At 71.4% G+C, this 23,848-nt stretch carries 21 protein-coding genes and 1 pseudogene; 7 read left to right on the top strand and 15 right to left on the bottom strand.

From position 1 onward, the window contains the following. Positions 1-246: 246 nt before the first annotated feature. Positions 247-1,848, top strand: coding sequence for an alpha/beta hydrolase (locus tag KIK06_RS12010; protein ID WP_268643203.1), 1,602 nt, complete (start codon positions 247-249; stop codon positions 1,846-1,848). A gap of 58 nt (positions 1,849-1,906) precedes the next feature. Here the strand turns inward: KIK06_RS12010 and KIK06_RS12005 are convergent, their stop codons facing one another. Both KIK06_RS12005 and KIK06_RS12000 read right to left on the bottom strand, forming a co-directional pair. Further along, positions 1,907-2,293 (bottom strand): VOC family protein, encoded by a 387-nt coding sequence (locus KIK06_RS12005; RefSeq protein ID WP_017598438.1) that lies wholly within the window; start codon positions 2,291-2,293, stop codon positions 1,907-1,909. Next, a complete protein-coding gene (locus KIK06_RS12000) occupies positions 2,290-2,580 on the bottom strand; it encodes an ArsR/SmtB family transcription factor (RefSeq protein ID WP_017598437.1) in 291 nt (96 codons plus the stop codon). The genes KIK06_RS12005 and KIK06_RS12000 overlap by 4 nt, the downstream gene beginning before the upstream one ends. 352 nt (positions 2,581-2,932) lie before the next feature. Between KIK06_RS12000 and KIK06_RS11995 the strand changes: the two genes are divergently transcribed. Further along, positions 2,933-3,298 carry a hypothetical protein gene (locus KIK06_RS11995; protein ID WP_026127570.1) on the top strand — a complete coding sequence of 122 codons (366 nt, stop codon included), beginning with the start codon at positions 2,933-2,935 and terminating at the stop codon, positions 3,296-3,298. A gap of 25 nt (positions 3,299-3,323) precedes the next feature. Here the strand turns inward: KIK06_RS11995 and KIK06_RS11990 are convergent, their stop codons facing one another. Further along, on the bottom strand, positions 3,324-4,319 hold the full coding sequence (locus KIK06_RS11990) for an AraC family transcriptional regulator (protein ID WP_017598435.1): 996 nt from the start codon (positions 4,317-4,319) through the stop codon (positions 3,324-3,326). 130 nt (positions 4,320-4,449) lie between these two features. Between KIK06_RS11990 and KIK06_RS11985 the strand changes: the two genes are divergently transcribed. Both KIK06_RS11985 and KIK06_RS11980 read left to right on the top strand, forming a co-directional pair. After that, entirely contained in the window at positions 4,450-4,881 is a 432-nt protein-coding gene (locus tag KIK06_RS11985) for a DUF6069 family protein (RefSeq protein WP_017598434.1), read from the top strand. Positions 4,882-5,046: 165 nt separating this feature from the next. Next, the gene (locus KIK06_RS11980; RefSeq protein ID WP_017598433.1) at positions 5,047-5,301 is read left to right on the top strand and encodes a hypothetical protein; all 255 of its coding nucleotides are present in this window, start codon (positions 5,047-5,049) and stop codon (positions 5,299-5,301) included. Here the strand turns inward: KIK06_RS11980 and KIK06_RS11975 are convergent. Beyond that, positions 5,278-6,448, bottom strand: a pseudogene (locus tag KIK06_RS11975) (RNA-guided endonuclease InsQ/TnpB family protein). The gene KIK06_RS11980 and the pseudogene KIK06_RS11975 overlap by 24 nt on opposite strands. A gap of 187 nt (positions 6,449-6,635) precedes the next feature. Here KIK06_RS11975 and KIK06_RS11970 point away from each other — a divergent pair. Then, positions 6,636-7,298: a hypothetical protein gene (locus tag KIK06_RS11970; protein WP_268643202.1), complete on the top strand. Its 663-nt coding sequence runs from the start codon at positions 6,636-6,638 to the stop codon at positions 7,296-7,298. Positions 7,299-7,356: 58 nt separating this feature from the next. Here the strand turns inward: KIK06_RS11970 and pgl are convergent, their stop codons facing one another. The 10 genes from pgl to KIK06_RS11920 form a co-directional block, all read right to left on the bottom strand. Continuing rightward, positions 7,357-8,103, bottom strand: coding sequence for a 6-phosphogluconolactonase (gene pgl / locus KIK06_RS11965; protein ID WP_017598430.1), 747 nt, complete (start codon positions 8,101-8,103; stop codon positions 7,357-7,359). A gap of 2 nt (positions 8,104-8,105) precedes the next feature. Beyond that, positions 8,106-9,029 carry a glucose-6-phosphate dehydrogenase assembly protein OpcA gene (locus tag KIK06_RS11960; RefSeq protein ID WP_026127569.1) on the bottom strand — a complete coding sequence of 308 codons (924 nt, stop codon included), beginning with the start codon at positions 9,027-9,029 and terminating at the stop codon, positions 8,106-8,108. 31 nt (positions 9,030-9,060) lie between these two features. Further along, entirely contained in the window at positions 9,061-10,611 is a 1,551-nt protein-coding gene (zwf, locus tag KIK06_RS11955; protein WP_268645948.1) for a glucose-6-phosphate dehydrogenase, read from the bottom strand. Between the two features lie 189 nt (positions 10,612-10,800). After that, positions 10,801-11,910 (bottom strand): transaldolase, encoded by a 1,110-nt coding sequence (gene tal / locus KIK06_RS11950; protein WP_017598427.1) that lies wholly within the window; start codon positions 11,908-11,910, stop codon positions 10,801-10,803. 89 nt (positions 11,911-11,999) lie between these two features. Beyond that, the gene (gene tkt, locus KIK06_RS11945) at positions 12,000-14,093 is read right to left on the bottom strand and encodes a transketolase (protein ID WP_017598426.1); all 2,094 of its coding nucleotides are present in this window, start codon (positions 14,091-14,093) and stop codon (positions 12,000-12,002) included. A 461-nt stretch (positions 14,094-14,554) separates the two neighbouring features. Then, positions 14,555-15,628, bottom strand: a complete 1,074-nt coding sequence (locus KIK06_RS11940; RefSeq protein WP_268643201.1) for a 2-hydroxyacid dehydrogenase — start codon at positions 15,626-15,628, stop codon at positions 14,555-14,557. 72 nt (positions 15,629-15,700) lie between these two features. Next, entirely contained in the window at positions 15,701-16,342 is a 642-nt protein-coding gene (locus KIK06_RS11935) for a histidine phosphatase family protein (RefSeq protein ID WP_268643200.1), read from the bottom strand. 144 nt (positions 16,343-16,486) lie between these two features. Then, the gene (locus KIK06_RS11930; RefSeq protein ID WP_268643199.1) at positions 16,487-17,977 is read right to left on the bottom strand and encodes an FGGY-family carbohydrate kinase; all 1,491 of its coding nucleotides are present in this window, start codon (positions 17,975-17,977) and stop codon (positions 16,487-16,489) included. Further along, a complete protein-coding gene (locus KIK06_RS11925; protein ID WP_268643198.1) occupies positions 17,970-19,487 on the bottom strand; it encodes an FGGY-family carbohydrate kinase in 1,518 nt (505 codons plus the stop codon). Before KIK06_RS11925 ends, KIK06_RS11930 begins: the two co-directional genes overlap by 8 nt. Positions 19,488-19,584: 97 nt before the next feature. After that, the gene (locus KIK06_RS11920) at positions 19,585-20,925 is read right to left on the bottom strand and encodes an MFS transporter (protein ID WP_268643197.1); all 1,341 of its coding nucleotides are present in this window, start codon (positions 20,923-20,925) and stop codon (positions 19,585-19,587) included. Between the two features lie 292 nt (positions 20,926-21,217). On the opposite strand from KIK06_RS11920, the gene KIK06_RS11915 reads away from it, so the two are divergent. Both KIK06_RS11915 and KIK06_RS11910 read left to right on the top strand, forming a co-directional pair. Beyond that, on the top strand, positions 21,218-22,027 hold the full coding sequence (locus KIK06_RS11915; protein ID WP_268643196.1) for a DeoR/GlpR family DNA-binding transcription regulator: 810 nt from the start codon (positions 21,218-21,220) through the stop codon (positions 22,025-22,027). Between the two features lie 337 nt (positions 22,028-22,364). Then, complete coding sequence (locus KIK06_RS11910) at positions 22,365-23,333, top strand: heme o synthase (protein ID WP_026127566.1); 969 nt, start codon at positions 22,365-22,367, stop codon at positions 23,331-23,333. Between the two features lie 97 nt (positions 23,334-23,430). On the opposite strand, the gene KIK06_RS11905 is transcribed toward KIK06_RS11910, so the two are convergent. Next, positions 23,431-23,844: a hypothetical protein gene (locus KIK06_RS11905; RefSeq protein ID WP_017598422.1), complete on the bottom strand. Its 414-nt coding sequence runs from the start codon at positions 23,842-23,844 to the stop codon at positions 23,431-23,433. Between the last annotated feature and the right edge of the window lie 4 nt (positions 23,845-23,848).

Raw genomic sequence — 23,848 nt, 5'->3', positions numbered from 1 at the left:
CTCTTCCGTGGCTCGACGGCGTGTGGTTCCAGGGGTGAGGGGGACTATGGCGGCTTCCCGGTTCCTGTGTCGGGCATCACGGTCTCCGGTAGGGGTTTCACGCAACCGGAACCGGGTTCGGTCCGTCCCATCCCCCGTGCGCCGCTCCGGAGGACACCGGACGGCGCGCCATGGAGATGGGCATCAGCGCGTCGAGTGCGACGCGTGGACAGAACGGAGCCGCGGGTGCGGTGGGGAGTCCCGGTCTTGGGTGCCGGAACGGTGGCGGCGGTGACCGCCCTGGTCGCGGGGTGTGTCCCGACACCGGGTGAGTCGGAGGCGGCAGAGACAGCGGAGACGGCGAGTGTCACGGCCGCCTTCGCCGGTCAGACGATCGAGTGGTCGACCTGCTACGACCAGGAGCAGGTGGACGAACTCGTCGAATGGGGGTCGGAGCCCGACTGGGTCGAGGCACTGGAGTGCGGAACGGTCACCGTCCCGCTCGACTACGACGAGCCGGACGGTGAGACCTTCGACCTCGCCGTGATTCGGGCTCCGGCGCAGGGCGACGCCGACCAGCGCGTCGGGTCGTTGGTGGTCAACCCGGGTGGCCCCGGTGTGACCGGCCTCGACATGCTGGACTACCCGTCGTTCTCCGACGAGATCCGGGCCTCCTTCGACCTGGTCTCCTTCGACCCGCGCGGCGTGGGGGAGAGCGGCGGCTTCGCCTGCGGGAACTGGAACGCCATGGTCGAGGCCCGACAGGGGTTCGGGGACACCGACCCCGCCGACCTGACCGAAGCGGACCTCCAGCCCTTGGCGGAGACCGCCCGGACCTACGCGGACGACTGCGTCGACACGGTGGGCGAGGAGTTCCTCGCCAACATCGGCACGGTCAACGTCGTCCGCGACCTCGACGTGCTGCGTGACGCCCTGGGCGACGAGCGGCTGACCTACGTCGGCTACTCCTACGGCACCTACATCGGCGCGCTCTACGCCGAGATGTTCCCGGACAACGCCCGGGCCCTGGTCCTGGACGGCGCCGTGGAGACCGACCGGCCCAACGTCGAGGTCGCCTACGACCAGGCGCTCGGCTTCCAGGGAACGTGGGGGCTGTTCGCTGAGGACTGTGCGGCCACCGGCGACGCCTGCCCGTTCACCGGAGCCGACGACGCCGACGCGGCGATGGCGGACATCATGGCCACGCTCGACCGGGAGGCGCCCGTGGTGGAGGGCGTCACGATCGACGGCGCCACCCTGGTGTCGATGATCGGCATGGAGCTGTACTACGAGGAGAGTTGGGACTACCTCACCGACCTGCTCACGGCGATCGACAGCGGGGACGCCGAGGAGACCGAGTACTACCTCGGCTACCTGTACGAGAACACCTACGGCCTCTACGAGGACGAGGAGCCCGTGCAGCTCAAGCCCGGCGAGGAGGAGCTGGACGCCGAGGCCGCGCTGACCGCGATCAACTGCGCCGACCGCAACGACCCGACGGACATCCTCGCCTACCGGGACGCCGTGGACCGGGCCGGCGACGCCTCGCCGCTGTTCGGCGCCGACCTGGTGTGGGAGCAGCTGCCCTGCGCGTACTGGCCGGACACTGAGGAGGCGCCGACCGGGTTCACCGCCCCCGACGCCCCGCCCGTGGTGGTCATCGGCACCGTGGGCGACCCGGCCACCCCGTACACCTGGGCCGAGGAGCTCGCCGGTCAGCTGGAGACCGCGACCCTGGTGACCTACGAGGGCGCCGGACACACGCTCTACGGCAACGACAAGAGCGAGTGCGTGGACGACCCGGTGGACGCCTACCTGCTCACGGGTGAGGCGCCCGAGGCGGGCCTGTCCTGCCCGAGCGTGGCCTGACCCGCACGTGACACGTGCCCCCGGACCGGACCGGTTCGGGGGCACGGCGATGCCGCCGCTACTTCTGGTGGATGATCTGGATCAGGTTGCCGCAGGTGTCGTCGAACACCGCCGTGGTGACCGGGCCCATCTCCACGGGCTCCTGGGTGAACCGGACCCCCAGCGTCCTAAGCCGCTCGAACTCGGCCCGGACGTCGTCGACGGCGAACTGCGTGTAGGGGATGCCGTCCGAGACCAAGGCCTCCCTGAAGGGCTTGACCGCGGGGTGGCCGCTGGGTTCGAGGAGCAGCTCGGTACCGTCCCGGTCCTCGGGGGACACGACCGTCAGCCAGCGGTCCTCGCCGAGCGGGACCTCGTGCTTCTTCACGAAGCCCAGCACCTCGGTGTAGAAGCGCAAGGCCTTGTCCTGGTCGTCGACGAAGACACTGGACAGGTGGATTCTCATGAGTTCTCCGGTGGGTCGTGTCTGATCCATCGCTCGGCGATGTGCTCCAGCGGAGCCGTGTTCAGGTCGTGGAACTTGTTGCGCCCCTCGCGTCTGCTCTCGACGAGTCCCGCCGCCTCCAGCACGGCGAGGTGCTGGGAGACCGCCTGGCGGGACATGGTGATCTGGTGCTTCATGGTCAGGCGCGAGCAGATCTCGAAGAGCGTCTGCCCCCGCCGCTCGGCGAGTTCGTCGAGGATCTTCCGGCGTGTGGGGTCGGCCAAGGCCTTGAAGACGTCGTCGGCCATGCCTTCACTATAGGCAAGTGATTCCTTGCCTATCAAGCCCCGTCCTGCGGTGTCGCGATCGGCGTGGGGGTTCGGGCTGCGTCCTCGGCCGTGTCCGCCGCGGCCCGGACGAGCGCCGCTGTGGCCATCGAACGGGACTGCCGCGGCCAGGCGATGGTGAGGACGATTAGCGGTGCGCCCGAGAACCGAGCATCCCCGAGCCCGCGCCCACCGGTTTCCGTCGGTGGTGCGAGGACGTGCTCAGGGCGGCCGTACCGGGATGAGCTCGGGCTCGGCCCGTCCGGTGGTGTGGCCTGATGCGTGCCGGGCCGTGTGACCCCGCGTATCCTGACCCGCCGAGGAGGGGGTGGGCGTGGGCGTCTACGTGGCGGTCAGGGGATGGCTGGAGTGCGACGAGAAACAGCTCGTCGCCGTCCGGGAGGTGATCTCCTCGCATGAGGACGGCCACCACTCCCACGGTTGGGGCCTGCCTCGTCAGCACGTCAACTGGACCCGTTACGTCTTCTACGGTGCAGACGTCCGTGCCTCCGCCCTGGACGGGCTCGTCGAACAGATGAGGGAGATCGCGCGGATCCCGGCCTCCGACGACGACGGGGACCGCGTCACGGGCCTGTTCCTGGTCAGCCATGAGGTCGACGGCATGACTGAGTGGCAGCTCCGGAACGGTCGTCTCGTCGTCTCGCCGGGTGACGACAGGTACCGGTACCTCGACGAGTAGCCGAGTGGCGGCCCGGGCGGAGCGCTCAGGACGCGTCGGCGACCCCCGACCGGTACCGCCCCGGCGAGGTCCCGAACTCGCGCTTGAACGCGTTGGCGAAGGCGAACTGCGACCCGTACCCCACCCGCGCCGCGATCGCGCTGATCGGGGCGTCCGTCTCCTGGAGCAGCGCCCTGGCCCGGGTCAACCGCCACCACGTGACGTAGGCGAGCGGCGCCTGCCCGACCATCGCGGTGAACCTCCGCGAGAACGCCGCCCGGGACAGCCCGGCACGCTCACCCAGCTCCGCCACGGTCCACGGGTGCGCCGGATCCCCGTGGACGGCGCGCACCGCCGCGCCCACCGCCGGGTCGCGCAGCGCGCCGATCCAGCCGCAGGCCGCCTCGGGCCGGTGCTCCTCCAGGAACGCCCGAAGGATGTACATCAGCAGGATGTCCAGCAGGGCCGGGACCACCGTGTCGACACCGTGGTGCGAGGTGTCCAACTCCCGTCCCAACAGCTCCACCGCCGAGGTGAGTTCCGGGTGCTGTCCCACCCGGGCGGGCAGGTGCACGACGCGCGGAAGCTCCACGAGCATCGGGTGCGGGCGGCTGGCGTGGGTCTTGTACGCCCCTCCCACGGTGACGCACGAGGGCGGGTCCCCGTCCGGGGAGCCGAGCGCGGTCGAGTCGAAGCGGGGGTGGGGCCGGGCTCCCCGGGCGTCGCACACGAACTCACCGACCGGCGCGCCGTTCCTCCGCCCGTCCAGGGCCGACACGCATGACAGCTCGTCGATCGGGGCGTCCGGCCGGTCGGACAGCGCGTATCCGTGGCCGTGCGGGAGGAAGACCACGTCCCCCACACCCAGTCGGAGCGGGTCGACGCCCTCGGCCCGCAGCCAGGCGGAGCCCTGGAGCACCACCTGGAAACCCGCCCCGGACACCTCCGGGAACCGCATGCCCCAGGGGGAGTGCCACTCGACCCGTGCCGCGCGCGGCTGTCCCGAGCGGATCGTCCCGACCACGTCGCTGAGTACGTCCATGCGGTGAGCGTACCTCGGACAGGCCCGACAGGAGACGATCACGTAAACAGGAGAGCGTCTGGCGCATAGGAAGTCTCACCGGAGGTCCGTACGGTCGTATCCGTACCTTCGAGACACGAGGAAAGCCGTCATGACCGCGACATCCCCTGAGACCCGCACCACCCGCACCCGCCGCGGTGCCTGGAAGCCCCGCCTGGGCGCGATCGCCGCCGCCAGCGTCGCCACCGCCGTCGTCGGCGGCCTGGCCCCGTTCCTGGGCGTCGACATGGTGATCGAGATGCCCGGTATGGAACCCGGCCCCGTCCCCGTACCCGCCTTCGTCCTGTGGACGGCGCTCTTCGGCCTCATCGGCTGGGGCGCGCTCGCCCTGGCCGAACGCCTCCTCGGCGCGCGGGGCCGCCTGCTGTGGACGGTCGTGGCGGTCGTGTTCACCGCGGTGTCGTGCGTGCCGTCGGTGTCGGTGGGCGGCGGTGCCGCCACCGAGGCGGTCCTGGTGTTCACCCACGTCCTGGCGGCGGCCATCCTCATCCCGGTGTTCTGGAGGAGTTCGACCGTCGCCTGACACAGCGCCCGACAGGACACGAGCGCCCCTCCGGACCGCGACGGCGGTCCGGAGGGGCGCTCGTGCGCGCGGTTCCGGGGTCGAACAGACCGGGGCGGATGGGTCTTATGTGGACGTTTGGTCGTTGAGCTGCGGAGATGGTGGCATGGGCCATAGTTTTCCGCCATGCCCTCACACGAACACGAGTTCCCCCTCGACCTGATCCGGCACGATCCGGAGTTCGCGGCGGAGCTTCTGCACGAGGTCACCGGCAAGTCCCTGCCCGCCTACACCCGGGTGCGGTGCGACGCCGCCGAGGCCACGAGTACCGCGTTGCCGTACGTCAGCTTCTCGGCCCTGAAGGGACGTAGGCGCCCGGCTGGCTGCCGGATCGACCTCCCGCGTCCAGACAACTCCCTAGGAATCGTCAGGGGCGGATGACTGCCGCCCCGCGTTCCACACGGCCTGGCCACGGCGGGCCAGGACACGGGAAGCGTTCCGGTCTGCGTGCGCGGGCGACGCCACACGACCGGCAGGTAAACAGGGCCTGGGAGATCCGGTTGTGTCGATGGGTGTGGGAACACTCGGCGCACTCCCGTGAGGAGTGCGCGGGGTTCACCTGCACCACCGGCACACCGGCCCGTTTGGCCTTGTAGGTGATGAAACTCCCGAGCTGGTGGAACGACCAGCTGTGCAGCGCGGCCCGTTGGGGCTTCCTCTGCCGTACCCGGGCGCGAATCCCCCTCAGGTCCTCGAGGGAGATGCCGCGTCCGGTGCGTTCGGCCTCGGCCACGATGCGTTTGGAAATGACATGGTTGGCGTCCCGCGCCCGGCGGGACTCCCTACGGCGCTGGCGTTTGAGCAGCCGCTTGGCACTCTTGGTGCCCTTGGTCTGGAGCTTGGCGCGTAGGCGCTGCTGCCGTCTGCGGTACGGGTTGAGCCCGCGCCCGGCCAGGATCTCACCGTCGGAGGTGGTCGCGATGTTGACGATCCCCAGATCCACCCCCAAAAACCCGTCCGGGGCGTACTCCGGGGTGTCGGGGACCTGGACGCTGACCAGCAGGAACCAGACGCCGTCCCGGCACAGCAGGTCGGACTCGCCGCGTTCGTGGTCGGCCAGCAGCTTGAGCTGGTCCGGCGAGCCCGCGAACGGGACGTCCTTCAACCGTCCCTGGAGGGTCCACAGCGAGATCGTGCGCTGGTCCAGGGCCAAGGACAGGTTCCGCGCGTCATAGGGCTGCGCCGCCTCGGGACGGAAGGAGATCGGGGTCGACTCGATGCGTCGCCGCCGCTTGGAGCCGGGCGGGCCGTGGTTTCCGGCCTTCAGGTTGGCGGTGCGGGTGGTGTAGGCGTCGGCGACCTTCTTGATGGTCAACTGGGCCGCCTGGGACCCGACTCCGGCGGCGCGCAGACCTGGGTAGGTGAGTTTGCGCAGAGGGTGGTTCTTGACCACACCCTCGCGGTGGGCGGTCTGGGACACGTGGGTGGCGTGGTCGTTGAGCGCGCGCAGCGTCGCGCCCAGCACCGCCGCCTGCTCCGGCGAGGGTGTGAGCTTGAGCTGCACGGTGATCGTCGACACGCCCACCAGTGTGTACCGGGGGTGTGACAGAACGCAGGCGGATGCCCGCGAAGTGACCCTCGTCACCGAAGGGCTCAACGCGGCCTGTGCGGCGATTCCTCCCGGCCTTGAAGAGCCGGGGTCAAGGCAGGTTGAACTCCGACAACGTGGTGGTGTGCGAGCGCGCGCGCCGCTGCCACACGAAGGCGACGAACCCGTGGCGGTTCTCGCGATCATCACCGAGCCCCAACGATCCTGGGACCCGCGCAAGCACCACTCCTGGCCCGCCTACGTGGCGTACACGCGCCTGCGGCTGAAGTGCCCGGTCGCCCTGCTGGTCCTGACACCCGACTCCGCTCTGGCAGGGAGGTACGGCGACCCCATCGACCTGGGGTGCGGCCACGTTCAGCCGGTGGTGTCCTCGCTCGACGGACTCGCTCCCGTCACCGACGAGAAGACGGCCGCGGCCCACCCCCTTCTGACCATCCTGGCCATGGCCGCCAACCCGACCGAGGACCGGGCCGCGCTCGAAGCCCTGTACGTGGCCCTGAGGAGCCTCGATACGTCGAACTCCTCGTTGTACTCTGACTACGTGCTCGCGGCGCTGTCCGCAGCGGCCCGAGGATCCCTGGAGGAGATCGTGAAACTGCGCGACTACGAGTTCAAGACCGAACTGATCGGCCGCCCCTTCCGTGAAGGCGAGGCCAAGGGCAAGGCCGAGGGACTGGCCGAGGCGGTTCTCGAATTCCTGGACTCCAGGGGGATCGGGGTCAGCGACGAGGTTCGCGAGCGGATCACGTCCTCAACCGATCTCGAGGAGCTCCACGGCTGGGCGCGCCGTGTGGCAGCCGTGGAACGCGCCGAGGACCTCTTCGACTGAACCCGTCGGCAAAGAAGTCGCCCCCGACCTGTCCGGCCGGGGGCGAATTCGCTGCGTTTCACAGACGCGAGGCCGCCGCCTCGTCCACCCAGAACAGGGTCCGCTCGGCGCCGCGCGCACCCGCCACGGGCGCCTCGCACGGGTCCCCGCCCGCCAGGCCCAGCCGGACCGCCTCGGCCTTGCCCTCACCGGAGGCCAGCACCCACACCTGGCGGGCCGACCGGATCGACGGCAGCGTCAGCGAGATGCGCCGCGGCGGCGGCTTGGGTGAGTCGTGCACCGCGGCCACGGCCGACTCGTCCTCGCACACCGCGGGCAGTCCGGGGAACAGCGAGGCCACGTGCGCGTCCGGGCCCACGCCCAGCAGGCACACGTCGAACCGGGGCACCGGGGCCTCACCGCGCGCCGCCGCCGTCAGCTCCCGCTTGTACCGGGTCGCCGCGTGCTCGACGTGGTCCCCGTCCATCCCGTCGGAGGCGGGCATCGGGTGCACGTGGTGCACCGGGAGCTTGACCCGGTCCAGCAGCGCCTCCCGCGCCTGGGTCTCGTTGCGCTCGCCGTCGCCCTCGGGCAGGAAGCGCTCGTCCCCCCACCACAGGTGCACGTGCGACCAGTCCAGACCGACCGCCTCCGCCCGGTCGCCCACCGCCCGCAGGGTCGTGATCCCGACCCCGCCGCCGGTCAGCACCAGGTGGAACGCCCGTTCCTCCCGCGCGGCCTCGGCGATCATGTCGACCAGCCGCCGCGCGGCCGCGTCCGCGAGCCGGTTCCCGTCCTCGTGACGGAGGATCTCCGGTTCACTCATGGTTACTGTGCTCCGCTTCCAGCGAGCGACGACCCCAGCTGGCGGGCGGCGCTCGCGTAGGTCTCATCGGCGTCCAGACGGCGCAGTTCCTCGGCCAGCGCCATGGCCGCCCCGCGCCGTTCCAACGCCACGGTCTGATCCGGCTGGCCAGGCCGTGACAATGTGGCCACCCGCCCGTCCACCCGGGTCAGGGCGACGTCCCCGTGGTCGGTGGTCAGCCGGACCTCGGTCAGTCCCGGACCGTCGGAGACGGCGCGCTCCACGGTCACCGCCAGCCGGTCGGTCAGCCAGGCCGCCATGAGGTCGGCGCTCGGGTAGTGCTCCTCGGCGGTCACCCTCGCCGAGGTCACCCAGCCGCACGGCTGGTCCATGGCACTGGCCAGCAGCGACCGCCACGGTGTCAACCGGGTCCAGGACAGGTCGGTGTCGCCCGGGGTGTAGTGCTCGATCCGCTCCTGGAGATCCCGCAGCGGGTCCTGGGCCCGCAGCGCGTCGGTGATGCGCCGCTGGGCCAGGCGCCCCACGGGGTCGGACCCCGGGTCGGTCGGTCCCGCCCCGGGCCACCACGCCACGACCGGCGCGTCCGGCACCAGGAGCGGGGTGATCACGGAGTCGGGGTGCTCGCCCAGCGGTCCGTACAGTCGCAGCAGCACCGCCTCGCCCGGCCCCGAGGTGCCCGGGCGGCGGATCTCGGCGTCGATCGCCGGCTCCGCTCGCGGGTCGCGCCGGATCAGCGCCACCACGCGCGACGGGTGCTCGTGTCCGGCCTCGGTGGCCGCGCGCACGGCGTCGTAGTGGTCGGCCTCGTCGGTGACGATGACCAGGGTGAGGACCATGTTCATGGCGCCGCCGCCGACACTGTGCCGTTCGGCCATGAGCGCCTCGGTGATCGCCGCAGTCGTGGTGTTCGGCAGGTAGAGCGTCATCCGCGGATCCCTCCGGCGTGGTCGTGGGCGGTCACGGGCGCCGCCACTGGCGGCCGTCCCTGGCGAGCAGGACCTCACCCGACTCCGGTCCCCACGTGCCGGAGCCGTACTGCTCGGGCTGGCCGGACTTGGCCCAGAAGTCCTCGACCGGATCCAGGATCCGCCAGGACAGCTCGACCTCCTCCTGCCGGGGGAACAGCGGCGGGTCACCGATGAGCACGTCCAGGATGAGCCGCTCGTAGGCCTCGGGGCTGGCCTCGGTGAAGGACTGGCCGTAGGTGAAGTCCATGCTGACGTCGCGCACCTCCATGCTGGCGCCGGGCACCTTGGACCCGAAGCGCAGCGTCACCCCCTCGTCGGGTTGGATGCGCAGGACCAGGGCGTTCTGCCCCAGTTCGGTGATGTCGGTGCGGGGGAACAGCTGCTGCGGGGCCCCCTGGAACACCAGTGCGACCTCCGTGACGCGCCGCCCCAGCCGTTTGCCCGTGCGCAGGTAGAACGGGACGCCCGACCAACGGCGGGTGTCGACCATGAGCTTGAGCGCCGCGTAGGTCTCGGTCCCGGAGTCGGACGGGATGCCGTCCTCCTCCAGGTAGCCGGGTACCGCCGCGCCGCCCTGCCAGCCGGCGGCGTACTGGCCGCGCGCGGTCCCGGTGGACAGGTCGTCGGGCAGTGAGACCGCCGACAGGACCTTCTCCTTCTCCGCGCGGATCGCGTCCGCGTCGTGGGAGACCGGTTCCTCCATGGCGACCAGGGCCAGCAGCTGCAGCAGGTGGTTCTGGATGACGTCGCGGGCGGCGCCGATCCCGTCGTAGTAGCCCGCCCGGCCCCCCACACCGATGTCCTCGGCCATGGTGATCTGCACGTGGTCCACATAGCTGCGGTTCCACAGCGGCTCGAACAGGGTGTTGGCGAAGCGCAGGGCCAGGATGTTCTGGACCGTCTCCTTGCCCAGGTAGTGGTCGATACGGAACACCGACGACGGCGGGAACACGTCGTCGACGACCGTGTTGAGCTCCCGGGCGCTGTCCAGGTCGTGGCCGAAGGGCTTCTCGATGACCACCCGCCGCCACGGCGTGCTCCCCCCGGGCCCCTCGCCCTCCTTGGCCTCGGCCAGGCCGGACCGCTTGAGCTGGGTGACCACGGTCGGGAACAGCTTGGGCGGCAGGGACAGGTAGAAGGCGTAGTTACCTCCCGTGCCGCGCTGGGCGTCCAGTTCGCGCACCGTGTCGGCCAGGCGGTCGAAGGCGTCGTCGTCGCCGAGGTCGCCCTGGACGAAGCGGATTCCCTCGCTCAACTGGCGCCACACGTCCTCACGGAAAGGGGTGCGCGCGTGGGCGCGGACCGCCTCGTGCGCCTGGGCGGCGAAGTCCTGGTGTTCCCAGTCCCGGCGGGCGAAGCCCACCAGGCCGAACCCCGGAGGAAGCATGCCCCGGTTCGCGAGGTCGTAGATGGCGGGCAGCAGTTTCTTGCGCGCCAGGTCGCCCGTGACGCCGAACAGCACCAGCACACTGGGCCCGGCGATGCGGGGCAGGCGGCGGTCCTGGGCGTCGCGGAGCGGGTTGGGTACCGCTCCGGGCATCACCGGTTCTTTCACGAGATCTCGTCCTTCTGTCGAGAGTGGCCGGTGGATGGTGGCTGGGCACCCGAGCCCCCGTCCGGGTGGGGACGGGGGCTCGGGCCGGGGCGCCCCGGCCGGTGGACCGCGGCGCCCCTACGTCACTGACGGGCCGCCTCGCCCGCGGGACGGCTCCGCGTGGCGTGCCGGGGCTCAGGAGGCCTGGTCGAGCTTGGCGGCCAAGCCGCCCAGCAGGCTCTCCCAGGAGTCGACGAACTTGCTCACGCCCTCGTCCTCCAGGACCCCGAACACCTCGGTGAGGTTGACGCCGACGCCCTCCAGCGCGGCGAAGTCGGCCTCGGCCTGCTCGTAGGTGCCCAGGATGGTGTTGCCGGTGACGACCGCGTGGTCGGCGGTGGCGTCCAGGGTCGCCTGCGGCATCGTGTTCACGGTGTCGCGCGCGACCAGTTCGGTGACGTACCGGGTGTCCTCGTAGGCGGGGTCCTTCACGCCGGTGGAGGCCCACAGCGGGCGCTGCGGAGTGGCGCCCAGGTCGGCCAGGGCCTTCCACTCGCGGGAGGAGAAGACCTCCTCGTGCTCCTGGTAGGCCAGGCGGGCGTTGGCGACGGCCGCGCGGCCGCGCAGGGCCTTGGCCTCGTCGGTGCCGACGGCCTCGAGGCGCTTGTCGATCTCGGTGTCGACGCGGCTGACGAAGAACGAGGCCACGGACTGGATCCGGGACAGGTCGTGGCCGTTGACGCGGGCCAGCTCCATGCCGGCCAGGAACGCGTCCATCACCTGGCGGTAGCGCTCCAGGGAGAAGATCAGCGTCACGTTCACGCTGATGCCCAGGCCCAGCACGCGGGTGATGGCGGGCAGACCCTCGGCCGTGGCCGGGATCTTGATCATCAGGTTGGGGCGGTCGACCAGCCACCACAGCGCCTTGGCCTCGGCGACCGTGCGCTCGGTGTCGCGGGCCAGCCGCGGGTCGACCTCCAAGGAGACCCGGCCGTCGACGCGGCCGGTGGAGTCGTAGACCGGGCGCAGGGTGTCGGCGGCCCAGCGGATGTCGTAGGCGGTGAGCAGACGGACGGCCTCGTCGACCGACACGCCGCGAGCGGCGAGCTCGTGCACCTGCTCGTCGTAGGCGTCGCCCTCGGCGAGCGCCTTGTCGAAGATCGTCGGGTTGGAGGTCACGCCCGTCACATGGTGGGTGGACATCAGGGCGGCCAGGTTGCCGGTGCGCAGCCGTTCACGGCTGATGTCGTCCAGCCAGACGGACACGCCCGCCTCGGAGAGGGCCTTCAGTGGTGTGTGGCTCATGGTGTCTCGTGCCTTCCTCGTGGGCGTCTGGCGCCCGCTACACACAGGGAGCGGGCCCCGCGCCAGGTCCCGGCGCGGGGCCCGCGACGTCAGCGTCCGGCCTTGGCGGCGCTGCCGCGCACCGCCGCGACCACGGCCTCGGAGGTGAGGCCGAACTTCTCGTACAGGGTCTGGTAGGGCGCGGAGGCGCCGAAGTGCTCCAGGCTGACCGACTCGCCCGCGTCGCCGACGTAGGCGCGCCAGCCCATCGCGATCCCGGCCTCGACCGACACGCGGGTGCGCACGGAGGAGGGCAGGACGCTCTCGCGGTACTCCTCGCTCTCGGCCTCGAACCACTCCACGCAGGGCATGGAGACCACGCGCGTGGGCGTACCCGCCGCCTCCAGATCCTCGCGGGCGGCGAGGGCGATCGGGACCTCACTGCCGGTGGCGATGATGATCGCCTCCGGAGTCCCGGTGCCCGCCTCGGCGAGCACGTAGCCGCCCCGGGCCGCGTCCTCGGCCGGCGCGTACTCGGTGCGGTCCAGGACCGGCAGGTTCTGGCGGGTCAGGGCGAGCGCCGCCGGGCGGTCGGTGGTCTCCAGGACCTTGCGCCAGACGACCGCGGTCTCGTTGGCGTCGGCCGGGCGGACGACGTCGAGACCGGGGATCGCGCGCAGCGACCACAGGTGCTCGACCGGCTGGTGGGTGGGACCGTCCTCGCCCAGGCCGATGGAGTCGTGCGTCCACACGTAGGTGACCGGCAGCTTCATCAGCGCGGCGAGCCGGACGGCGGGGCGCATGTAGTCGCTGAACACCAGGAACGTGCCGCCGTAGGGGCGGGTCGGGCCGTGCAGGGCGATGCCGTTGAGGATCGAGCCCATGCCGTGCTCGCGCACGCCGAAGTGCAGCACGCGGCCGTACGGGTTGCCCGGGAACATGGTGCTGGCCCGGTCGAAGGGCAGGAAGGAGGGCTCACCCTTGGGCGTGGTGTTGTTGGACCCCGCCAGGTCGGAGGAGCCGCCCCACAGCTCGGGCAGGACCGGCGCGACGGCGCTGAGCACCTCGCCGCTGGCCTTGCGGGTGGCCATGCCCTTCTCGCTGGCCTCGAAGGAGGGCAGGCTCTCCTCCCAGCCCACGGGAAGCTTGCCGGACTGGAGCCGGTCGAAGAGGTCGCCGTGCTCACCGGCGCTGCGCCGCCAGGCCTGGAAGGCGGCCTCCCACTCGGAGCGTGCCTGGCGGCCCCGGTCCAGGGCACGGCGGGTGTGCTCGATGACGGCGTCCTCGACGGCGAACGGCTCATCGGGCAGGCCCATGATCTCCTTGGTCGCGGAGATCTCGGCGGTGCCGATGGCCGCGCCGTGGATGGCGCCGGTGTTCTGCTTGTTGGGCGCGGGCCAGCCGATGATGGTGCGCAGGCGGATGAAGGTGGGACGGTCGGTCTCGGCCTTGCCGCGCAGGATCGCCTCGTGCAGGGCGTGGACGTCCTCGGCGTACTCGCCGGAGGCGGCCCAGTCGACCTCCTCGACGTGCCAGCCGTAGGCGCGGTAGCGCTCGGCCACGTCCTCGGTGTGCGCGACGCGGGTGTCGTCCTCGATGGAGATCCGGTTGTCGTCCCAGATCACGATGAGGTTGCCCAGTCGCTGGGTCCCGGCGAGCGCGCTGGCCTCGTGGCTGACGCCCTCCTGGACGTCACCGTCGGAGCAGATGGCGTAGACGTGGTGGTCGAAGGGGCTGGAGCCGGGACCGGCCTCGGGGTTGAACAGACCCCGCTCGCGGCGGGCGGCCATGGCCATGCCGACCGCGTTGCCGATGCCCTGGCCCAGCGGGCCGGTGGTGGTCTCCACACCCGCGGTGTGCCCGAACTCGGGGTGGCCCGGGGTGCGGCTGTCCCACTGGCGCAGCGACTTGAGGTCGTCCAGGCTCAGGTCGTATCCGGCGAGGTAGAGCTGGATGTAAAGGGTGAGGCTGGAGTGGCCGCAGGAGAGCACGAAGCGGTCGCGGCCCACCCACTCAGGGGCGGTCGGGTCGTGCCGCATGACCTTCTGGAACAGGAGGTAGGCGGCGGGCGCGAGGCTCATGGCGGTGCCGGGGTGTCCGTTACCCGACTTCTCGACCGCGTCCATGGCCAGAGCTCGGACGGTGTCGACTGCGCGGAGGTCGAGGTCCGACCACTCAAGTTCGTGCGGCGTGTGGGCGTTCACGGACTTTCGTTCTCCTTCTCGGGCACCCGTTCGACACGGTGTGCGCAAGGTTGTTGGCGTACTGTCGCCGGGCACCGGCGGTGTCCGGCGCGGCCCGCCGAGGGGGCGGACCGGTGACCTGGCGGGGGGACGGACCACCCAGGGTGTCGGAGCGGGGCGTGCGGTGCCCCCGGCCGCGAGGTCACCCATTGCAACGGTCGCGACGGCCGAGGGAATCCCGACAGGTTCGGCCAACTGTGAGCCTATCGTCCACGCCCAGGTAGGGCGGCACCCGACACCGTTCATCACCGTCTGGTAACACCACCGGTCAGGTCCGGCCTCGTCGGGGGTGTGCTCCACACCTCGCCGGGGCGGGGCGAGCCTCGTCGCGGGCTGGTCGAACGGCTCGACGTGGCTGAGATCTCGTCGGCGGGGTTCGTGTCGAATCCGAAACCGCGGCGGCCCGTGGGGAGCCGCATCGCTCATTCCCCGCGCCCCTTCCTTCCTCGAAGAACCCCATCGGTGTCGAGGACGGCCGGGTTGGCGCAGTGCGCGAGCGGTCGTCCGTCGAGGAAGCGGTGGACCTCGGCCGCGACGAGGTCGGCCGCCTTGTGCGCGACCTGGCGGCTCGCCCCGGCCACGTGCGGGGTGAGGACGACGTTCGGAGCCTTGAGCAGTCGGGAGTCCGGCGGGACGGGTTCCTCGGCGTAGACGTCGAACGCCGCCGCGTGTAGGTGACCCGATTCCAGGGCGCGGCGGACGGCGTCGTAGTCGACCAGTCCACCGCGCGCGCAGTTGACCAGGACACCGCCGGGTCGCATCGCGGCGATCTCGTCCGTCCCGATGATGCCCCTGGTCTCGGGGGTCAGGCGGGCGTGCAGCGAGACGATCCGCGCGTGGGCCAGCAGGTCGTCGAGGGTCACCTTGGTGGCCGTCTCCGGCAGCGCGTCCTCGGTCACATAGGGGTCGTGCACGAGGATCCGAGCTCCGAGCGCGGACAGCGCCGCGGCGACTCGGCGGCCGATGGCGCCGTAGCCGACGAGCCCGACGGCGGTTCCCTCGATCCCCACGCCGCAGTTGTCGTAGTCGTAGAAGTCGCCGCGCCAGCGCCCTTCCCTCAAGTCGGTGTGCAGGTCGGGGATGTGCCTGGCGGCGGCGAGGATGAGGCCGAGGGTGTGCTCGGCCGTGGCCGCCGCGTTGCGTCCGGGCGCGAAGCAGACGGCGACGCCGTGCCGGGTGGCCGCGTCGAGGTTCGCGTTCACCGGGCCGCCCCGGCTGACACAGAACAGTTCCAGGTCGGGGCAGGCCGCCAGGACGCGCTCGGTGAGCGGCGCCATCTGCGTGACACAGACGCGTACACCGCTCAGGGCCGCGATGAGCTCCTCCTCGGTGCCCGACGCCTCCTGGACCTCGGCGACGGGGCCGAAGGGCACGTGCGGCCACGGCAGTTCCAGCTCGCGCACGCCGATGTCGGCGTCCGCACGGGCACGGACGGCGTCGGACAGCAGCCTGGGCAGCACGAAGCGGTCGCCTGCCGCGAGGACGGTGGTGGTCATGGGGATTCCTCTGGGTTTCCTCGTCTGGGTGGAGTCAGGGTCGGCGCGGGTCCGCAGGACACCGCCGTCGGCTCATGGCTCGCGCGGGACGAGCGGGTGCGCGGCGGCGGCCCCCGGCGGGACGTTGAAGTCGATCAACGACGCATGCCCCCCGCTGAGGCGCAGAGTCGTCAGGCCGGTGTTGCGCACGCTCGGGAAGAGACGGCGGTACTCCCGCAACGGGAGGTGGAGCAGGTGGCACAGGGCCAGGCGGATGAGCGTGGTGTGGGTGACGACCAGGACACGTCCCTCCGGGTGGCTGTGGATGATGTCGTCGAAGCAGCTCACAGCACGCTTGACGGTCAGGTGCGGATCCTCACCTCCGGGAAGGTGGTGTGTCACCGGGTCGGTGACGAACGCGGCCCGGCGCTGTGGGAAGAGCCGTTCCATCTCGGCGGCGGTCCTGCCCTCCCCCTCCCCGAAGTGGATCTCCCGGAGCCGCTCGTCCGGGCGGGGCTCGGCGCCGATGGCCCGTGCACTGGGCAGAGCGGTCTCCTGGGCGCGGGAGAGCGTGGAGCACCACACCGCGTCCAACCCCGCGTCGCCGGCCCAGGCCGCCAGCGCCTCGGCTTGGGCCCGGCCACGCGCCGACAGCGGGATGTCGCTGGAGCCCGCGTAGCGGTTGTTCACGTGCCAGGTCGTCTCTCCGTGCCGCGCCAGAACAAGGTCGGTCACTTCGCACTCCGTTCTCGCCGCCCGATCGGGTCGTGTGCCCGACGGGTCCGTGGTCGCGCCGCTGTCCGCAGCGCGTCTTCGCCGTTCAGGGTGGGTCTCCTCGGAGCTACCCGGTGCGTCCCATGGACCGTTCACCTCCTTTCCTCACCGGACGCGGGCCTCGGCGTGCTCGGCCACGTGGTGGGTTAGCCAGCCGCGGTCCCGCAGTTCGGCGACGAGCCGCAGGTAGCCCTCGCGCAGGCGCTCGGCCTCGTGGGGGTCGTCGCGGGGATCGATGGTCGCGCGCACCCGCACCATCTCGGTGGCGACCCGTACCGGATCGCGCTCTCGGCAGGCGGCGAGCAGTGCCATGCCCAGCGCGGGTTCGGCGTTGGCCGGCACGGTGACCTGGCGGTCCAGGATGTCGGCGCGCAGCCGGCACCAGTAGCGGCTGCGCACGGCTCCGCCGGTGAGGCTCAGCGGGCCGTCGGCGGGGGCGCCGAGGAGGTCCAGGTAGTCGAAGCAGAGCCGTTCGATGTAGCCGACACCCTGCGCCAGGGCCGCGTAGTGGTCGGTCTCGTCAACGGGAGCGTCGAGGAGGAACCCCTCCGCCTCGGGAGCGCTGAACGGGAACCGCTCCCCGGCCGAGACCAGCGGGTAGGCGACGGTGGACGTGGTGCCGCGTTCGGCGGAGCGGGCGGACAACTCGTCCAGGTCGCGGCCGGGCAGAGCGTGGGTGAGCGCCCCGGCGCCGGTGCTCGACGCTCCGCCGGGCAGCCAGTCCCCGGTCGGAGAGCGGTGCGAGTAGACCACACCGCCGGGATCGCGCAGGAGGTGCGGGGTCACGCCCTTGAGTACGAGGGTGGTGCCCAGCACCGAGTTCCACGCGCCGGGCGCCAGGGCCCCCGCTCCCAGCTGTGCCGCGCATCCGTCGGTCATGCCGGCGATGACCGGGACGCCGCGCGGCAGGCCGGTGCGCTCGGCCGCCTCCGCGCACACCTCCCCCAGCACGGTGCCGGGCCGTACGACGTCGGGGAGCAGCGCCGGGGGCACACCGAGCTCGGCCATCACCTCCCGGGGCCAGCGCTCCTCGACGAGGTGGTATCCGGTCTTGAGGGCGTGACTGGCGTCGGTGGCGGTGCGGCGCCCGGCCAACCGCCAGGTGATGAGATCGGGCTGGTGCAGCAGCACGGCGTCTCTCGACCGGGCGCGGCGGTCGTGGTCCAGCAACCAGAGCAGCTTGGGCAGTGCCCACGGCGCCTGCATACGGCGGTACCCCAGATCCGCCCAGACCTTCGCGCCGGCCTCGTCGGCCCGCACGGCCTGGGCGGCGGCACGCCGGTCGTCGTACATCAGCCCGGGGGTGAGCGGTGTGCCGTGGCCGTCGGCGAGCAGGATGGTTCCCGAGGTGCCGTCGACGGCCACCCCCGCGACCCGGTGCGCCGCGACGGTGCGCAGAGCGCTGAGGCACGCGTCCGCGACCGCGGTCCACCAGCGTTCGGGGTCCTGTTCGTGACGGCCGCCGTCCCGGTGGCCGCGCATGGGTTCACGGGCCGCGCCGAGAACGTTCCCGGTGTCGTCCACGGCCAGTGCCCGGACGCTCTGGGTGCCGAGGTCGATGCCGACCCACACGGGGTCGGTCGGGGTGTCAGCCACGTCGGTTCTCCTTCCCGGTGGATGTGATCGCGGGGCCGGAGGCCGTCCGCCGCCACCCGGGCCGGGCGAGGTCGCGCAGGTCCAGGAATCGCTCGTAGGCGTGGGTGTAGAACGTGGCCAGGTGGGGATCGGGCTCGCGGACGGAGCGCAGACGGACGTGGTCCGCGGCGGCCGTGGCGAGGTCGGGGGCGCGTCCGGTGGCGACCAGGCCGCTGAGGAAAGCGCCCTTGGCGCCGACCTCGGTGTCGGCGGACCGGACCACGGGCACACCGGTGACGTCGGCGATCAGCGCGCACCAGTGATCGCTGTTGGCTCCGCCTCCGCTCAGCCGCAGCTCGGTGACGGGCATCCGAGAGGCGGTCAGGCAGTCCTTGAGCACGAGTGTGAGCCCCTCGAACACCGAACGCGCCACCCGCGCCCGGTCATGTTCCAAGGACAGCCCCCACCACGTGCCCCGCGCGTGGGGATCGAGGAACGGCGCCCGCTCCCCGGCGGGGGACAGGTAGGGGAGGAAGAGGGGACCGCCGGGCTCCGGGGTGGCGGCCATCGCGAGGTCGCCCAGCTCGGCCGGGCCGTCCGTGCCGAGGAGCGCGGCAGCCCAGCCGAGGATCTCGGTTCCGGCGAGGGTCGGGAAGGCGCGCAGCAGGTGCCCGGAGGAGTCGAGTGCGATCGTCAGCCCGCTCGGGTCGCCGGTGGTGTCGGGCGCACTGGTGACCACCTCGGTGCACAGGGTGGTACCGAGGATGCTGCACGCCTGGCCGTCGGTGACGGCGCCGATGCCCAGGGCCGTGGCGGCGATGTCGTAGGGGGCCATGACGACCGGGAGGTCGGCGGGCAGGCCGAGTTCGGTCGCGGCGGCGGGGGTGAGCCCACCGGTACGGCGGTCGTCGCCGCGAACCTCGGGCAGGAGGTCGGCCGCCCAGCCCAGGCCGAACAGATCGAGGCAGGCGGGGTCGTAGCCACGGGAGCCCAGGTCGAGGAAGGGGGCCGAGGCGTCGGACTCGTCCACGGCGATGGCGCCGGTGAGCTGGTGGAAGATCCAACCGCCGCAGGTGAGGACGGCGGCCGTGCGCCGTAGCCGGTCGGGGTCGTTGCGGGACAGCCAGGTGAGCAGTGCGTTGGGCAGGCCGGCGAAGGTGAGCGAGCCGTTGCGGCGGAACGCGGTGTCGAGGACACCGTCGGCGCGCCACTCCTCGACGATCGCCGCCGCGCGCCCGTCCGACCACAGGATCGCCGGTCCGGTCGGTCGGCCGGTGTCGTCCACGGGCCAACAGCCGTCACCCTGGGCGGTGACGGCCAGGAGGTCGATCGTCGCGCGGGTGCGCTCGAGGACCTCGCGGATCGCGGCCGCCACCATGCGCCAGACGTCGTCCATGTCCTGCTCGGCCCGTCCGGGCCGCGGGCGGCGTACCTCCGTGGCGCGGCGGGCGACGGCGGCCTCGTTTCCGTCATCGTCAAAGACGACGGCCTTGATCATCGAGGTGCCGACATCGACGGTGATGACCGCCATCGGGTCCTCCTGTCGGTGGTCTGGCCGGCGCCCCCCCGGGGGGCGCCGGCGCTCTCTCATCGGGCGAATCGGTAGGGGTGGTGCCTGTTACCGCAGGTCATTCCCGCTGTGTGGCGGGCGTGTCGGACTGCTGCCCCTCGGTTCGCGTGTGTGCCGTCCGGTCCGGGTTCTCCGTGTCGGGCAGCTTGAGGAAGGCCGTCATCAGCGCGCTCGCCAGGTGCAGGAGGGCGAAGATCCACATCACCCCGACCACGCCGAGCGGGCCGAGGAACACGGCGACGATGGCGGGGCCCGCGACGACACTGACGCCGGCGCCGAGGTTCAGCGCGGCCATCGCCTGGCCCTTGTGCTCTGAGGCCAGGGACGGCATCAGCGCGGACAGCGGCACGTATCCGGCCAGCGTGGCGCCGTAGAACGCGGCGACCAGGAGGGCGAGCGCGTACTGGGGGCCGGCCGCGACGGGAACGTAGTAGAGGGCCAGAACGCTGATCGCCGAGCCGACGCCACCGCACCAGGCCACCGTGCGACGCCACCCCAGCCGGTCGCCGATGACACCGAAGGCGAGGTTGAATCCGATGTTGGTGGCGAACATGACGGTGAGCAGCCGCAGCCACTGCTCCAGGGAGAAGCCCACGGTCTCGGTGAAGAAGACCGGCAGGAACACCAGGAACCCGAACTGCGAGGCGGTGTTGATGGCGCGGACGGCGGAGCCGACCCCGATCCGCGGACGCCGCCACAGGATGGTGAGACTGCCCAGGAGCGTGATGAGTGGGCGCTCGCCCTCGGGGGCCAGTCGCCGGGCACCGGTGGGTTCGCGGACGAGCAGCAGCGTGATCAGGCCGCCGACGCAGATGAGCCCGAGGGCGACCCACAGCGTGGAGTAGGCGCCGATCCACGGCACCAGGCCGCTGGCGACCAGCGACCCCAGAGTCGGCAGGCCGCCGGTGAAGGCGAACCAGAACCAGCCCACGGCGGTGCCCAGTCGTTGACGCGGGGTCACCGCCGAGACCCACACCAGGAACCCGAAGGCGAACAGCGGATAGCCGAATCCGCGCAGGCCGTAGGTGAGCAGGATGAGACGGTAGTCGACCGTGGTCAGGGCCACGGTGAGGAAGAGCGCGTGGCACACCAGCCAGATCGACAGGCCCAGCCACATCACCCGTCGGGGTCCCCAGATGTCGGAGAGCGCGCCGGAGAACCAGGCCGCGACGCTCGCGGTGGCCCCGTAGACACTGAAGACGAGGGCCACGCGCTGGGCGGGGATGCCCTCGCCCAGCAGATAGGGCGACAGATAGCCGGCTTCGATGCCGTCGCCGATCATGAAGATGAGTACGCCGAAGAAGCCCCATGCCAGCGGTCGGGGGATGCCGATCCGCTCGGTCCAGTGGCGGGGAGCGGGCTCCGCCACCGGACGCGGATCGTGTTGCGTGCCGGACATCGAGGTCACCTCTTTTCGTCGTGGACGGTCCTCAGGGGCCGACCGTCGGACCTGGTGCGGTATCGCTTACAAGGCCCATGAAAGAGTCAGCGTGTTATAGGCCACAAGACTTTGTCGCAGACTCATCACACGTATGCCGCGGTCGGGTGTGACGGTCGCGGGAATCAGCCGCTGTCAAATGGGGATTCCCAGAGATTTCTCCAGTGTTAGATACTGTGAGATCTCACATCGCTTCCAGGCGCGCGACGCGGAGGTCGTGAGGGCGATGGGGAGGAGTGCGAGGAGGGGCGCGATGGCGCACCGTGCATCGACCGACCGCGACACCGGGGCACGCGGTGGCGGACGCCACGCGCGACAGCTGGCCATCCGGGAGCGGGTCGCCGACGCCGGGTTCGTGCGTGTGGAGGCGCTCGCCGAGGAGTTCGACGTCAGCCCCATGACGATCCACCGCGATCTCGACCTGCTCCAGTCGCAGGGATGGCTGCGCAAGGTCCGCGGCGGTGCGACGACCCAGACCTCGGCCGTGTTCCACGGCGACCTCGAACAGCGCAGGGCCGCGATGTCCGAGGTGAAGAACCGGCTGAGCGCCGCCGCCCTCCGGCTCGTCTCGCCCGGGCAGTCGGTGATGCTCGACGAGAGCACGACGGCCCTGTACGTCGCCAAGCGGCTGCCCCGGCGGGCGCCGCTGACCGTCATCACCAACTTCCTGACCGCGCTCAAGTCGCTGGCCGGGGTGCCCGGTATCGACGTGGTGGCGCTCGGCGGTGCCTACTACCCCGCCTACGACGCCTTCCTGGGTATGCACACCGCCGACGCGGTGAGTTCGTTCCGGGCCGACGTGCTGTTCATGTCGACGACCGCGATCACGCACGGCACCTGCTATCACCAGTCGCAGGAGACGGTGCACGTCAAGCGCGCTCTCATGGACGCGGCGGCCCGCCGGGTCCTGCTGGTCGACCACACCAAATTCGCCAGGGAGGGCCTCTACGCGCTCGCTCCGCTGACGCGTTTCGACCACGTCATCGTCGACGACGGCATCCCCCGGGCCGAACTGGGCAGGATCCGTGACCAGGGCGTCGACGTCCAGGTGGTGCCGTGCTGACGGAGGCCGCCGGCGCGCGGGGCGGGGCGGAGCGTGGCACGCTGGCAGCGCGCGCGGGCGTGTGCGACCCTGCTTACACCTGGCGGGCCCCCGCCGCCAGGTACGGCGTGGGCCTGGCGCTTTCCGTTGTTCGGGGGCTCGTCCTCGGGGTCCGCGAGGAAGTACTACAGTATGTCGTTGACGGGGTTTCCGCCGATCCAGACGCTTTGTCGGTCCGCTCGACCCCGCATGGCGAGCAGTGTCGAGACCCTTAGACTTGTCGAGGTATCCGCGTGTCCGAAATCGAGCCGGTACCCCACCAGGGGACGCCAGCGAGCCGACCGGGGGCACGGTGCTGATGGCCCTCGCCGACCGTTCCCCGCACACCGGCGCCGCCGACACCGCCGCTCCCCAGGCCCCCCGCGAGGCCTCCTTCGGCGATCACGTGCGCGCCTACGTCGCCCTTTCCAAACCCCGCGTGATCGAGCTGCTGCTCATCACCACCATCCCCGTGATGTTCGTCGCCGCCGGAGGCGTCCCGCCGCTGTGGACCGCGGTGGCGACCCTGCTGTTCGGCACCATGTCGGCGGCCAGCGCGAACGCGATGAACTGCTACATCGACCGCGACATCGACCGTGAGATGCGTCGCACCCGCCAGCGTCCGGGGGCGATGGACCTGGTCACCCCACGCGGCGCCCTCACCTACGGGCTGGTGCTCGCGGTCGGGTCCACCGTGGGCTTCGCGGTCCTGGTCAACTGGCTTTCCGCCGCGCTGTCGGTCTTCGCGATCGTGTTCTACATCTTCGTCTACACGATGCTGCTCAAACGCCGCACCGCGCAGAACGTCGTGTGGGGCGGAATCGCGGGGTGCATGCCGGTCCTCATCGGCTGGGCGGCCGTCACCAACGGGCTGTCGTGGGCGCCGTTCGTGCTCTTCCTCGTGGTGTTCTTCTGGACGCCCCCGCACACGTGGGCGCTGGCCATGCGCTACCGCGAGGACTACGCGGCGGCCAAGGTTCCGATGCTGCCCGTGGTGGCGAGCGACCGCCGGGTCCTGCTGGAGTGCGTGCTCTACAGCTGGGCCACCGTGGCCGTGTCGCTGATCTTCTGGCCGGTGGCGGACGCCACCTGGTTCTACGGTGTGGTCGCCCTCGTGCTGGGCGCGCTGCTGGTGGGTCAGGCGCACCGCCTGCTGAGCCGCTCGATGGCCGGGGTGACCGGGGCCAAGCTCAAGACGATGGGCTTCTTCCATCTGTCCAACGCCTATCTGGCGCTTCTGTTCGTGGCGGTCACCGTCGACCCGCTGATCGCCAACCTGCTGGGCTGATCCAGCGGGAGCACGGTGGTGGCGGCGCCTCGCGCGAGACGCCGCCACACGCGTTCCCGGGGCGCGACCGCGCCGGGGTTCGTCCCGGTGGCGGGTGTCAGCCCACCACGGGCACCCTGTGGAGCCCGCGCGACCAGGACAGGACGGCGGCCCACACCACCAGCCCGGTCAGGACCAGAGCGACGGGCACGTGGGCCTGGAGCGGTCCGTAGCTGCCCATGGCCGCCTGCCCGAAGCCCAGGACGAAGGCGACCAGGCTCACCGCCAGCACCGTCCGGGGCGCCTCCGGGCCACGGCCGGTGCCCGACCACACCCACCACGCGGCGAGGACCTGGGCACCCGCGGCCAGGTGGACCCCGAAGGCGCCGTAGTAGTGCAGGGGCAGGGCCTCGGTGTTGAAGGTCACCAGCTGTCCGGCGGTGGCGCCCTCCCAGAGCACGGCGGCCAGGTGCAGGAGCACCGTCGCTCGCAGTGCCCACAGGGCGGTCGGAGGGGGAGTGGTGGTGTTCATGTCG

Origin of the sequence: Nocardiopsis sp. EMB25 (assembly GCF_026797795.1) — a bacterium.
Lineage (GTDB): Bacteria > Actinomycetota > Actinomycetes > Streptosporangiales > Streptosporangiaceae > Nocardiopsis > Nocardiopsis lucentensis.
This window is presented reverse-complemented; position numbering and strand designations above follow the sequence as displayed.

Coding starts and splice junctions, on each gene's coding strand:
- KIK06_RS11920 (WP_268643197.1), bottom strand. CDS start 20,925: ATGTCCGGCACGCAACACGATCCGCGTCCGGTGGCGGAGCCCGCTCCC.
- KIK06_RS11915 (WP_268643196.1), top strand. CDS start 21,218: ATGGCGCACCGTGCATCGACCGACCGCGACACCGGGGCACGCGGTGGC.
- KIK06_RS11925 (WP_268643198.1), bottom strand. CDS start 19,487: ATGGCGGTCATCACCGTCGATGTCGGCACCTCGATGATCAAGGCCGTC.
- KIK06_RS12000 (WP_017598437.1), bottom strand. CDS start 2,580: ATGGCCGACGACGTCTTCAAGGCCTTGGCCGACCCCACACGCCGGAAG.
- KIK06_RS11985 (WP_017598434.1), top strand. CDS start 4,450: ATGACCGCGACATCCCCTGAGACCCGCACCACCCGCACCCGCCGCGGT.
- zwf (WP_268645948.1), bottom strand. CDS start 10,611: ATGCCCGGAGCGGTACCCAACCCGCTCCGCGACGCCCAGGACCGCCGC.
- KIK06_RS11905 (WP_017598422.1), bottom strand. CDS start 23,844: ATGAACACCACCACTCCCCCTCCGACCGCCCTGTGGGCACTGCGAGCG.
- KIK06_RS12005 (WP_017598438.1), bottom strand. CDS start 2,293: ATGAGAATCCACCTGTCCAGTGTCTTCGTCGACGACCAGGACAAGGCC.
- KIK06_RS11980 (WP_017598433.1), top strand. CDS start 5,047: ATGCCCTCACACGAACACGAGTTCCCCCTCGACCTGATCCGGCACGAT.
- KIK06_RS11940 (WP_268643201.1), bottom strand. CDS start 15,628: ATGACCACCACCGTCCTCGCGGCAGGCGACCGCTTCGTGCTGCCCAGG.
- pgl (WP_017598430.1), bottom strand. CDS start 8,103: ATGAGTGAACCGGAGATCCTCCGTCACGAGGACGGGAACCGGCTCGCG.
- KIK06_RS11910 (WP_026127566.1), top strand. CDS start 22,365: ATGGCCCTCGCCGACCGTTCCCCGCACACCGGCGCCGCCGACACCGCC.
- KIK06_RS11960 (WP_026127569.1), bottom strand. CDS start 9,029: ATGACGCTCTACCTGCCGAACACCACGACTGCGGCGATCACCGAGGCG.
- KIK06_RS11990 (WP_017598435.1), bottom strand. CDS start 4,319: ATGGACGTACTCAGCGACGTGGTCGGGACGATCCGCTCGGGACAGCCG.
- tal (WP_017598427.1), bottom strand. CDS start 11,910: ATGAGCCACACACCACTGAAGGCCCTCTCCGAGGCGGGCGTGTCCGTC.